The sequence below is a fragment of the Longicatena sp. genome, from assembly GCF_982403165.1.
The window spans coordinates 1-8,586 of the sequence record NZ_CEVYEL010000080.1; the positions used below are offsets into that span (position 1 = coordinate 1).

10 protein-coding genes and 1 pseudogene are annotated in these 8,586 nt (G+C 38.4%); 2 read left to right on the forward strand and 9 right to left on the reverse strand.

Translation table 11 applies throughout. From position 1 onward, the window contains the following. Positions 1-101: 101 nt before the first annotated feature. Complete coding sequence (locus AC1VS3_RS12045; protein WP_008691206.1) at positions 102-1,205, reverse strand: N-acetylglucosamine-6-phosphate deacetylase; 1,104 nt, start codon at positions 1,203-1,205, stop codon at positions 102-104. 456 nt (positions 1,206-1,661) lie between these two features. Beyond that, positions 1,662-1,985 carry a cyclic-di-AMP receptor gene (locus AC1VS3_RS12050; protein ID WP_008691205.1) on the reverse strand — a complete coding sequence of 108 codons (324 nt, stop codon included), beginning with the start codon at positions 1,983-1,985 and terminating at the stop codon, positions 1,662-1,664. 237 nt (positions 1,986-2,222) lie between these two features. On the opposite strand from AC1VS3_RS12050, the gene AC1VS3_RS12055 reads away from it, so the two are divergent. Further along, on the forward strand, positions 2,223-3,071 hold the full coding sequence (locus tag AC1VS3_RS12055) for a patatin-like phospholipase family protein (RefSeq protein WP_008691204.1): 849 nt from the start codon (positions 2,223-2,225) through the stop codon (positions 3,069-3,071). A 285-nt stretch (positions 3,072-3,356) separates the two neighbouring features. Continuing rightward, on the forward strand, positions 3,357-4,697 hold the full coding sequence (locus AC1VS3_RS12060) for an alpha/beta hydrolase family protein (RefSeq protein WP_008691203.1): 1,341 nt from the start codon (positions 3,357-3,359) through the stop codon (positions 4,695-4,697). 109 nt (positions 4,698-4,806) lie between these two features. On the opposite strand, the gene ychF is transcribed toward AC1VS3_RS12060, so the two are convergent. From ychF to AC1VS3_RS12095, 7 genes and pseudogenes are all read right to left on the reverse strand, one after another. Beyond that, complete coding sequence (ychF, locus tag AC1VS3_RS12065; protein ID WP_008691202.1) at positions 4,807-5,910, reverse strand: redox-regulated ATPase YchF; 1,104 nt, start codon at positions 5,908-5,910, stop codon at positions 4,807-4,809. 99 nt (positions 5,911-6,009) lie between these two features. Further along, a complete protein-coding gene (locus AC1VS3_RS12070; RefSeq protein WP_008691200.1) occupies positions 6,010-6,426 on the reverse strand; it encodes a hypothetical protein in 417 nt (138 codons plus the stop codon). Continuing rightward, on the reverse strand, positions 6,423-6,620 hold the full coding sequence (locus AC1VS3_RS12075; RefSeq protein ID WP_008691197.1) for a helix-turn-helix transcriptional regulator: 198 nt from the start codon (positions 6,618-6,620) through the stop codon (positions 6,423-6,425). The genes AC1VS3_RS12070 and AC1VS3_RS12075 overlap by 4 nt, the downstream gene beginning before the upstream one ends. 176 nt (positions 6,621-6,796) lie before the next feature. Beyond that, positions 6,797-7,006, reverse strand: a complete 210-nt coding sequence (locus tag AC1VS3_RS12080) for a DUF951 domain-containing protein (protein WP_008691195.1) — start codon at positions 7,004-7,006, stop codon at positions 6,797-6,799. A 50-nt stretch (positions 7,007-7,056) separates the two neighbouring features. Further along, complete coding sequence (gene folD / locus AC1VS3_RS12085; protein ID WP_008691194.1) at positions 7,057-7,929, reverse strand: bifunctional methylenetetrahydrofolate dehydrogenase/methenyltetrahydrofolate cyclohydrolase FolD; 873 nt, start codon at positions 7,927-7,929, stop codon at positions 7,057-7,059. Between the two features lie 12 nt (positions 7,930-7,941). Next, complete coding sequence (gene dtd / locus AC1VS3_RS12090) at positions 7,942-8,388, reverse strand: D-aminoacyl-tRNA deacylase (protein ID WP_008691193.1); 447 nt, start codon at positions 8,386-8,388, stop codon at positions 7,942-7,944. Between the two features lie 75 nt (positions 8,389-8,463). Further along, positions 8,464-8,586, reverse strand: a pseudogene (locus tag AC1VS3_RS12095) (methionine aminopeptidase); the annotation flags it as partial.

Sequence of the window (8,586 nt, forward strand, 5' to 3'; positions counted from 1 at the left end):
TACGCCCCGAGGGATTTTCACCCTAGATATGTGGCATGCCCGCCACACATAAAAAGCATCCAAAACGTTACGTTTATCGGATGCTCATTATGCACCATATGCTATAAAACACTGCGACCGTTTATTACTACATCTAACAAATGCAATTCACTATCCAGTATGACCAGATCAATCTTATGACCTAGGCGAATATCACTTGTATAACTCTTCACGATATGCGCCGCATTTTGCGAAGTCATCAAGATGCTTTCAGCAAGTCCATAGGCATCATATAGCTTACGAAAGATATCCAACAGGTCTATACAGCTTCCTTTTAGAACGCCTTCTTTATAAACTGCATGATGTTGTATGTAACTGCCATCATCTAGCACATGACCTTCAGGATAGGCCAATCCGGAGTTTATCGTACCGTCGCTGATTGCGATGACCCGTTTTGCACCCAACAGTTTAATCAGCCATTCTAACATTTTTGATTGTATATGTGCACCATCCATAATCATTTCACAGCTGCATTGGGATAAGAGCACGGCATCAAACATCGTCGGTTCATGATGATCAATGCCAGGCATAGCATTGCATAGATGCGTCACCTGGGAGGCACCTTCTTCAAAAGCCTCCAGCATTTGCTCATACGTTGCCTTACTGTGACCGATTGATACTTGAACACCATATAGATGCAATAAATGTATCGCTTCCATGGCATTTGTCAATTCCGGGGCAATCGTCATCACACGGATATCTTCATGATATTCACTTAGAAATGTATCTAATTCATTTAAATCAATTTCTTGTAACTGATTTGCATCTAATAAACAATGCATCGCTTTTGATAAATAAGGGCCTTCCAAATGAACGCCTGCATAACGTGCTCCCATCGTATTTCCTTGAAAAGCCTTTCGATATGCTTTCAGAATTGGAATATACTCTTGTAAAGGACGTGGAGATAAGGTCGGACAAAATGTCGTTACCCCTCGTTTGGCATATGCATTGGCCAATTGACGAAGATTTTCGATATTTTCATCATCACAGCTATATCCACGAAAACCATGCGTATGAATATCGACAAAGCCTGGGATAGCGATATGTCCTTTCCCTCTAGGTGTCTTAAATTCCATGCGCTCCACAAAACCATCTTCTAAATAAAGATCACCAAAAACCATCGTGCCATCCAGCATAAAGCTTACATTTTCAATTATCTTTTTCATGCTATGCACCTCACTCCTTACATTGTATTTCATAAAGGATGCTTTTACAAGGATAATTATGTACACCTAACATTTCTTTACCGCCACATTCTCTTTCCCATCTTATCATGCTATCAAGTATGCTGATTTAATAGCTTCTTTTTGCGTATAGTTAAAAACAGTCAAAAAGTTCATTTCATTGAACATGTTCTTTCTTCCCTTTGAAAATACCAAATCCTTATCCTTTCAAAAGACTTCAACGAAAGGAAACCTTTCATTTTACTATTTAACGTATCATGAACAAAAGCAAAGCGAGAAAATCGATGATTGTAAACAATCATTCAAGAAACTTATAAATATCTACCGCTTATACAAACTACTAAGCTTTCTGAACACCTATCACTATTGGTGTTGTGTATACAAAAAAAGCCCTTATAAAGCTAAATAGCATTATAAGGGTCATTCAGTAATCACAAATTATAATTTGATAAATTTCTCTACATCAATTACGAAAATAGTAGCTCCTCCAACTTGAACCTCGACAGGGAAAGATGCATATCTTCCAATATCATAAGATGCAGTGCTCGGTACAACTTCTGTACGTCTTCTACTGTATTCGCCAATAACTTCTATGGCACGTTCAACCTTATCATCATCCGTACCAACAATCAAGGTAGTATTTCCGGCACGCAGGAAACCTCCAGTCGTCGCAAGACGTGTTACCTGATAATTCTCCTTTGTCAACGCACTGGAAACTGCGGGACTATCATCATTTGACATGATCGCTAAAATGAGTTTCATATGCAATGCTCCTTTCTTCAATTTATATGTTTATTCTAACACTTAATAGGAGGTTTTACAATTAATAAATCGTGAATATGTTAAATGGTTTCACAAGTATTTTCACTTTTTTTCAATGCTTTATGCTTTTTTATGAAAAGGTGAAAAATCATGTATTTTACATAAATTTATGAACAAATTGAAAGGTTTTTCCTATTCAAAATATGCTATAATAGGACAGTCAAAGGAAGTGATCATATGGATAAATTAGGTTTAGTTCTTGAAGGAGGCGGCATGCGCGGGCTTTATACAGCCGGTGTGTTAGACTTTCTTATGGATCATGATATATATACAGATGGCGTCATTGGCGTCAGTGCCGGTGCCTGTCATGCGTGTAGTTATGCTTCTAAACAACGTGGACGTGCCTATCGCACAAATACAGACTACCTGCATGATAAACGTTATATGAGCATGCAGTCTTTGCTCAAAACGGGTGATTTATTTGGAGCAGAATTCATGTATAACGAAATTCCAAACAAATTAGACCCTTACGATTATGATGCATTTAATCGCTCTGGCATTAAATTATATGCTGTGGCAAGTAACTTGGAAACAGGAAAAGCCGAATATTTACAATGCATTAATATGTTGCATGATGTCATCTATGTAAGAGCCAGTGCATCCTTACCGCTATTATCCCGCATTGTGGAAGTAGATGGCAAAAAGTTGCTTGACGGTGGTGCATGTGATAGCATTCCCGTAAAACAATTCCAGAAAATGGGATATCAGAAAAATATCGTAGTCCTTACCCAATGCAAAGACTATCGCAAGGGAAAAAACAACCTTCTTCCTCTCATCCGTCGCAGTTATCGCAAATATCCAAAGTTTGTTGAAGCATTGGCAAATCGTCATATCAACTATAATCGCACGTTAGATGAATTAGGGGTAATGGAAAAAGAAGGCCGTATTTTGGTTATTCGCCCTAGTTCTCCGGTTACGATTGGACGTTTAGAGAAAGATGAGAAAAAGCTGAAAGCATTATATGAGCAAGGTTATGAAGACGCTAAAAACAGCATGGAAGCATTGATGGAATTCATCAAGCGCTAATGCTGCTTTTTTTGTGCTTATATCGTTTTCTCTTTAACATCCTCATCTGTTTGCAGTATCGTGATATTCTATTTGTCACATGCTTATTTCTTCTATTTCCTATGTCCATTCCTATTTGTCATCTGCTCTCTCCTTTTTGTCATATGCTCATTCCTTACTGCCATATGCTTTTTTCTTCTTTTTCATACATTCTTTTAGAATATTCCATTTCGTCCACTTTTCTCACTTCTCATTTATATTCTTCCTACTTCATGGTAAAATAAGAGATATAAACGAGGTGCAAGTATGAAACGAACAGGATGGTTATTTTTATTAATTTTTACTTTAATACTAAGCAGCTGCAGCTCTTCTAATGAAGAGTCGGCATCAGATACGACAAAGACACAGGATGTAACGATTACCTTAACGCAAAAAGAAACCTGTGAAAAGTTGGCAAACATCATTTGTGATGGCGATATACAAGCACTGCAAAATGACTTTACGTATTTAGATGAAATGGGAAAAGCTGTGAAGGAAAAAAACTTTCAAACACAGATTATGAGCTTTTCAAAGAGCTGTGGCAGTGTGGTATCTTTACAGACACCTTATGCCCAGTCCTATCAAGGGAATGTTGCCGTTTTTCAACCGGTAATAACGCAAAAACAGAAATTCAATCTGCAAGTAACCTTTGCGGGTGATAAGATAGCCGGTATTTTCTTTCGCCCATATCAACTTCCTGAAGAAACGATGAAGATGGATGGCATAAAACAAAAAGAAATGGATTTAAAAATAGCAACTGGCGGTAACATAAAAGGTTATTTGTGCACGCCTGAAAAAGGTGATAAATTTCCTGTAGTGATCCTGTTGGGAGGTTCAGGTCCCAGTGATCACAATGAAACCATCGGGAATCAGAAACCTTTTTATGAGCTTGCCAAGGAATTAGGGAAACAAGGTATTGCGACGTATCGCTTTGATAAGCGTACCTTAGAAAATACCTTTACCCAAACCGACACCATACAGCAGGAATATATAGAAGATGCCTTATCTGCTATTCAACTGATGCAGCAGCAAAAGCAGATTGACAAACAGCGTATTTATGTGTTAGGGCATAGCCAGGGAGGTTATATTTTACCTCGCCTAAATGAACAAACAAAGGATGTAGCAGGCTATATCTTTATGGCTGCTCCTTCTCGACCAATCGAAGACAGCATGGTAGAGCAACTTACCTACTTGGCGAAGTTGGATGGCAAAGTAGATGCTGAGGAACAAAAGCAGCTGGATGAGGCTGAAACAGTACGAAAACAGATCAAACAAATAGCTTCCAGCAAGCACGATGATACGCTTTATTTGGGTATGACACGAGCTTATCTTATGGATCTGGCCACATATGATCCAGTAAAAACAGCAGAAAAGATCCAAGTGCCGGTCCTGCTTTGTCAAGGACTACGTGATTATCAAGTGACCAAAACGGATTTAAAGCGTTGGCAACAAGCATTTGCTGAAAAAGCGAATTGGACCATTCGTACGTATGCAACGGCAAATCACGCAATGAGTAAAGGTAGTGAACAGCCTTCACCAAAAGATTACAACCAGGAGGCAGGATTAGATGTAACCTTTGTGAAAGACATTGTACAATTTATAAAATAAAAGCATAAAAAGAAAAGGCAAGTTTCCACATGCAGGTGGTACTTACCTTTTTTTGTGATACTATAAAATCCTTTGTATAACTTAAGTAGGAAACTTACATAGCGAATACTTATACATTGAAGCGGAAATGTAAGACATCACCGTCCTGCACTTCGTATTCTTTCCCTTCTAAGCGTAGTTTGCCGGCTTCTTTAATTGCCTGCTCACTGCCTAATGCATCAATATCTTCAAAGCGGTAACATTCCGCACGAATGAAGCCTTTTTCAAAGTCCGTGTGAATGACACCTGCACACTGTGGTGCCAGCATTCCTTTACGGAATGTCCAGGCACGACATTCATCTTCACCGGCAGTTAGGAATGTACAAAGATTTAAGATTTGATAAGCTGTTTTGATGACTTTATCAAGTCCGCTTTCTGGTATACCTAATTCCTGTAAAAAAGCATTCTTTTCTTCTTTATCCAGGCCAGACAATTCCTCTTCGATCTTAGCGCATACAGGTACAACCTGATTATGTTCACTATCTGCCAGCTCTTTCACCTTCTGATAATAGGGATTATTTTCTGGCTCTGCGATTTCTTCATCTGACATATTAGCAATGTAGATCATTGGCTTTAAGGTCAATAAATTAAATGCTTTGATAAGCAATCGTTCTTCCTTTTCCAAATCCAAGCTTCTAACAGGCTTTCCGGCTTCTAAAGCTGCTTGTAATTTTTTTAGTACGTTGACTTCGGCTATCGCATCTTTATCTTTGTTTGTCATCGCCTTGCGTTCTACTTTGCTTAAGCGATTTTCGATTGTCTGTAAATCCGCCATAATCAGTTCCAGATTAATGATTTCAATATCGCGAATGGGATCCACACTGCCTTCGACATGCGTAATATCTGCATCATCAAAACAACGGACAACATGACAAATAGCATCTGTCAAACGAATATTACTTAAAAATTGATTTCCTAAACCTTCACCCTTGCTGGCACCTTTTACTAAACCGGCAATATCGGTAAATTCAAAAGTTGTATAGATGGTTTTCTTTGGATGAAACAGCTCTACCAAACGATCAATACGATGATCCGGCACTTCTACGACACCAACGTTCGGTTGAATGGTCGCAAAGGGATAATTGGCTGCCTCTACCTGTGATTTTGTGATTGCGTTAAATAATGTAGACTTTCCAACATTAGGAAGCCCAACAATTCCTGCTGTTAATGGCATACTATCCTTCCTCTCAACTCTAACATTCTACCGTTTTTTTTAAGGTTATGCAACTGTTTGCGCACGTATTTGTATATACATTTTTATTGATTCGTGAATTTAATTATCCCAATCTTTTTTCTTTAACCATAAGCTAATGGTGATGGCTATCATCGTAATTGTTCCAGCAAGAACTACATAATCTATTGGCGCTTGTTCCATTCTGTGTTTTATGAATAAATCGATGTCCAGAATAGATAGTACGCTAAATCCATATAGAGCTATTTTAATCGATGCAGCATTCACTATACCCACATAAGCATCCTTCCAAATCAAAGATAGCGTCACATATAAGATGAGTATAAAAAATGTGATAAAGCCATAATCCGTAAAGCTTACGGTTTTCCCTATTTCTATGACCTTACATTCATTCAAAATGATTGCCCCACATAAAAGAATAATTGCTAAAGCAAAGGCTTTCGTCATAATCTTATTGCGTATGGCTTTTTGTCTTTCATCAAATTGTTCTATGTTCATTCCTCCCAAAATAAATCATTCAGTGTTTTATCCAATGCTTTACATATCGCAATGCATAAACGAATACTGGGATTGTAATCTCCCTTTTCAATGGCGTTCATTGTTTGTCGCGTAACACCTACACATTCTGCCAGTTCTTTCTGTGTCATATCTTTTGTTGCTCTTGCGGCCTTTATTCGCAAATTCTTTGCCATAACACCACTTCTCTTTCTACCTATATAGTATAACCAATATTACTTTATGTCAAGTATATATTACTTTTATTACGATTTAAATTACTCTATTAAAACTAGGTGAATCTTTCTTGATGTTTCTTTTAGTTAGCAAGACACGCTGAGAAAGCATTAAAAAAACCGCGATAGCTGCGGTTTCATTCTTCCGATTTTGGTGCATGTTCAATAACACGTTTTAATTTTTTTTCAAATTCCACACGAGGAAATAACACGCTGGTACCGCAGCCCTGACATTTGATACGGATATCAGCTCCCATGCGGATAATTTTCCAGTATTTCGATTTATGACATGGATGCTCTTTCTTCATCTCTACGATGTCATTCAAATCATATTCATGCTTTATCATGTGCTCATTCCCTTCTCTTTATTTAAGTTATCTTCATTGTATCATAGTTTTTATCGTTCGTCCCATGAAACATGCTCTCTTTGTTCATAGGATTGCAAAGTATTTTCTAGCAACATCGCAATGGTCATAGGCCCCACCCCTTTCGGCACAGGAGTTATATAACCAGCAACCTCACTAACGTTTGCAAAATCAACATCCCCACACAGCTTATTTTGATCATCACGGTTGATACCGACATCAATTACGACAGCACCTGGTTTTACCCAATCACGTTTTACAAGACGCGCTTTTCCAACCGATACAACTAAGATATCCGCACGTTTGGTAATACTTTTAATATCCTCTGTTTTGGAATGACAAATGGTTACCGTTGCATTATGATTTAATAAAAGTTGTGCAACCGGTTTACCAACAATATTACTACGTCCAAGAACAACAGCCTGTTTACCGCTTAAATCTGTCATGCCGATTTCCTCTAGCATTCGTATAATACCTTTTGGCGTGCAGGAAAGGAACGTTGGTTCTTGTAATAGCATCTTCCCTACATTCACCGGATGAAAGCCATCCACATCTTTTTTTGGATCAATCGCATGTAGAATCACATGCTCATCCATATGTGCAGGTAAAGGAAGCTGTACCAAAATACCATCCACCTTGGTATCGGTGTTCAACTGATGAATGATCTGTAACAATTCATCTTCACTTGTGGTAGCCGGCAGTAAAATGAGATCATTTTCCATGCCGATTTCATGACAAGCTTTCTCTTTCCCTTTCACATAAGATACACTGGCAGGATGTTCTCCTACCAAAACGACAACAAGCTTAGGGAGTCGTTTTTGCTCATTTTTTAACTTCATGATCCGCAAGCGCAGATCTTTTTTTACTTGCTTAGCAATTTCACTGCCATATATCACATTTGCCATACGCTTAGCCTCCTATAATTCTGCACTGTCTAAAATGATCGTAACCGGACCATCATTCAGCAATTCTACCTTCATATCAGCGCCAAACACACCTGTTGGTACTTGCAATCCATATGAACGTAATTCTTTATTAAAGAGCTCATAAAGCGGGTTTGCCTGCGCAGGGTGTGCCGCTTTCTCGAAACCGGGACGTCTTCCCTTCTTACAATCCGCATACAATGTAAATTGCGAAATTGAAAGAATATCTCCCTGAATATCCGATAACCCACGATTCATCTTTCCTTGTTCATCCTCAAAGACACGCAATTCAGCACATTTTTTTGCCATTTTCTTCACAATGCCTTCATCATCACTCTGGGTAATACCTACCAAAGCTAAAAAACCATTTTGAATGGCGCCATGCACTTGTCCATCAATTGTAACGGATGCATGCCGCACTCTTTGTAATATCACTCGCATATCATTTTCCTTCCATTTTCCAATACTACTTGCTATAATCTTTTCCTATTTGAAAAACAAGGGCACCCCCCTTGTTTAATATGTCAAAATTTCAACACCTTTTTCGGTTACCAGTAAGGTATGTTCCCATTGAGCAGAAAGCTTGCCATCCGCCGTATAAGATGTCCATCCATTATCTTCATCAATATAGAGATGATA

Bases quoted from the DNA above. Each gene is read 5' to 3' on its own strand.
- AC1VS3_RS12060 (WP_008691203.1), top strand. From the start codon at position 3,357: ATGAAACGAACAGGATGGTTATTTTTATTAATTTTTACTTTAATACTA.
- AC1VS3_RS12070 (WP_008691200.1), bottom strand. From the start codon at position 6,426: ATGAACATAGAACAATTTGATGAAAGACAAAAAGCCATACGCAATAAG.
- dtd (WP_008691193.1), bottom strand. From the start codon at position 8,388: ATGCGAGTGATATTACAAAGAGTGCGGCATGCATCCGTTACAATTGAT.
- AC1VS3_RS12055 (WP_008691204.1), top strand. From the start codon at position 2,223: ATGGATAAATTAGGTTTAGTTCTTGAAGGAGGCGGCATGCGCGGGCTT.
- AC1VS3_RS12075 (WP_008691197.1), bottom strand. From the start codon at position 6,620: ATGGCAAAGAATTTGCGAATAAAGGCCGCAAGAGCAACAAAAGATATG.
- ychF (WP_008691202.1), bottom strand. From the start codon at position 5,910: ATGCCATTAACAGCAGGAATTGTTGGGCTTCCTAATGTTGGAAAGTCT.
- AC1VS3_RS12050 (WP_008691205.1), bottom strand. From the start codon at position 1,985: ATGAAACTCATTTTAGCGATCATGTCAAATGATGATAGTCCCGCAGTT.
- AC1VS3_RS12080 (WP_008691195.1), bottom strand. From the start codon at position 7,006: ATGATAAAGCATGAATATGATTTGAATGACATCGTAGAGATGAAGAAA.
- AC1VS3_RS12045 (WP_008691206.1), bottom strand. From the start codon at position 1,205: ATGAAAAAGATAATTGAAAATGTAAGCTTTATGCTGGATGGCACGATG.
- folD (WP_008691194.1), bottom strand. From the start codon at position 7,929: ATGGCAAATGTGATATATGGCAGTGAAATTGCTAAGCAAGTAAAAAAA.